The organism is Nocardia sp. NPDC059229 (genome assembly GCF_042754165.1).
In the GTDB taxonomy this organism is placed as follows: domain Bacteria; phylum Actinomycetota; class Actinomycetes; order Mycobacteriales; family Mycobacteriaceae; genus Nocardia.
In genome coordinates this window covers 1-2,404 of record NZ_JBHZAK010000066.1, presented here as the reverse complement: position 1 = coordinate 2,404, position 2,404 = coordinate 1, and the positions used below count along the sequence as shown (strand labels likewise).

Sequence of the window (2,404 nt, the reverse complement as noted above, 5' to 3'; positions counted from 1 at the left end):
CCGGGGCCTAGTTCTTCCGGCCCGGCGCCTTCATCCCCGACTTGAAGCCGAGGCCACCCGGCTTGGCGGCCGGCGGCTTGGCCGCGCCATTGCCCTCCGAGGTGCCATTGCCCTCCGTCGCGGCCGGAGCGGCCGGAGCGGCGGCTGGGGCCGGAGCGGCCTCGGCCGGAGCCGAATCCGCCGGAGCCGCAGGCGCTTCCGGAGCCGGAGCGGCGGCCGGAGCCGCGGCGCCCGGAGCCTTCGGGCCGGGACGCTTGAGGCCGGACTTCATGGCCAGGCCCTTGGGTGCGATGGACGGCTTGGCCTCGGCGGCCGGGGCCGACGCGGCCGGAGCCTCGCTGGCCGGGGCGGCGGTCTCCGCCACGGTCTCGGCCGCAGCAGCCGCGGCGGCGGGCTTGGCGCCCGGAGCCTTGGCGGCACCCTTCATCTGCAAGCCCTTGCCACCGGGGGCCTCGAGTCCGCCCTTCATGGCCAGCCCGCCCGGCTTGGCAGCCGGAGCCGCCGGAGCCTCGGCCGTGGCCTCGGCGGGAGCCGCAGCGGCGGAAGCGGATTCAGCGGCGGAAGCCTTCACACCCGGCGCCTTCAGACCGCCCTTCATCTGCAAACCCTTGCCGGGAGCCTTGGCCGGACCCTTCATGGCCAGGCCCTTGACCGGAGCCGGGGCCGCGGTCGCCTCGGACACGGCCTCGACAGCAGGAGCAGCCTCGGCCGGAGCAGCGGCCTTCGCGCCCGGGGCCTTGAGTCCGCCCTTCATGGCCAGACCCTTCCCGCCGGGAGCCTTCGCGCCACCCTTCATACCCAGACCGCCACCGGCCGGAGCAGCCTTCGGGGCGGCCTCGGCGGGAGCCGCCGCCACCGCGGCCTCGGCCTGCACGGGCTCGGAAACCGGTTCGGGCTCTTCGACCTTCGGTGCCTGAACGACCTTCAGGTTCTCGGTCAGCGTCGCGGCCTCGACACGGTTGATCGACTGCAGCATCAACTGCGCCACATCCACGACCTCGACACCCTGGCCGACCTCGCCACCGTCCTTACGGGCGGTCACACCATCGGTCAGCATCACCCGGCAGAACGGGCAACCCGTCGCGATCATCGACGGCTCGTTACCGCCCTTCAACGTGTCCAGGGCCTCGTCGACGCGGTCGATGTTGATGCGCTTACCGAGCTGTTCTTCCATCCACATCCGCGCACCACCCGCGCCACAGCACATGGAACGCTCGGCGTGACGCGGCATCTCGACCAACGTCGAACCGGAGGCCTCCATCAACTCACGCGGCGCGTTGTAGATCTTGTTGTGCCGGCCCAGATAACACGGGTCGTGATAGGTCACGTTCTGCGCCACCGGCGACACCGGCACCAGCGCCTTGCCCCGCACCAGACGATTGAGCAACTGCGTGTGATGCACCACCTCATAGGTGCCGCCGACCTGCGGGTACTCGTTGTTGAGCGCATTGAAACAGTGCGCACACGTGACCACGATCTTCTTCTTGGCCTGCTCCACACCCTCGAACACCGAGTTCAACAACTCGATGTTCTGCATCGCCAACTGCTGGAACAAGAACTCGTTACCCGCACGACGCGCCGAGTCACCGGTACAGGTCTCCTCCTGACCCAGCACCATGAACTTCACACCCGCTGTCGCCAACAACTCCGCGACGGCCTTGGTGGTCTTCTTCGCCCGATCCTCATACGCACCCGCGCAACCGACCCAGAACAGATACTCGTACCCGTCGAAGGAATCAGCGTCGCGACCGAACACCGGAATCTCGAAGTCCACCTCCGAGATCCAGTTCAGGCGGTCCTTGGCGTTCTGACCCCACGGGTTGCCCTTGTTCTCCAGGTTCTTGAACAAACCCGCCAGCTCCGAAGGGAACTCCGACTCGATCAGCACCTGGTAACGACGCATGTCGATGATGTGGTCGACATGCTCGATATCCACCGGGCACTGCTCCACACACGCACCACAGGTCGTGCACGACCACAACACCTCGGGATCGATGATGCCGTTGACATCCTCACCACCGACCAACGGCCGCTCGGCCTCCGCGCGCGCGGCCTCCGAGATCCGGGCCAGCGCACGCTCGTTCGGCTTGCCCTCCGCATCGACCAGACCGATCTCCTCGCCACCCATGTCCTTGCGGCCACCGGCGAGCAGGTACGGGGCCTTCGCGTAACCATGGTCACGCAGCGACATGATCAACAGCTTCGGCGAGAGCGGCTTACCGGTGTTCCAGGCCGGGCACTGCGACTGACAACGACCACACTCGGTACACGTGGTGACGTCGAGAATGTCCTTCCACGAGAAGTCCTCGAACCTACCCACACCGAAGGTGTCATTGTCCGGATCCGCGGTCTCCATCTCGATCGGCTTACCGTTCGACATCATCGGCTTCGCCGCACCAAGGGC

1 protein-coding gene is annotated in these 2,404 nt (G+C 67.4%); it reads right to left on the bottom strand.

The window, feature by feature from the left end:
• Positions 1 to 7 precede the first annotated feature (7 nt).
• On the bottom strand, positions 8 to 2,404 hold a 2,397-nt coding region (locus ACFXHE_RS44040; RefSeq protein WP_379391751.1), incomplete at its 5' end, for a heterodisulfide reductase-related iron-sulfur binding cluster.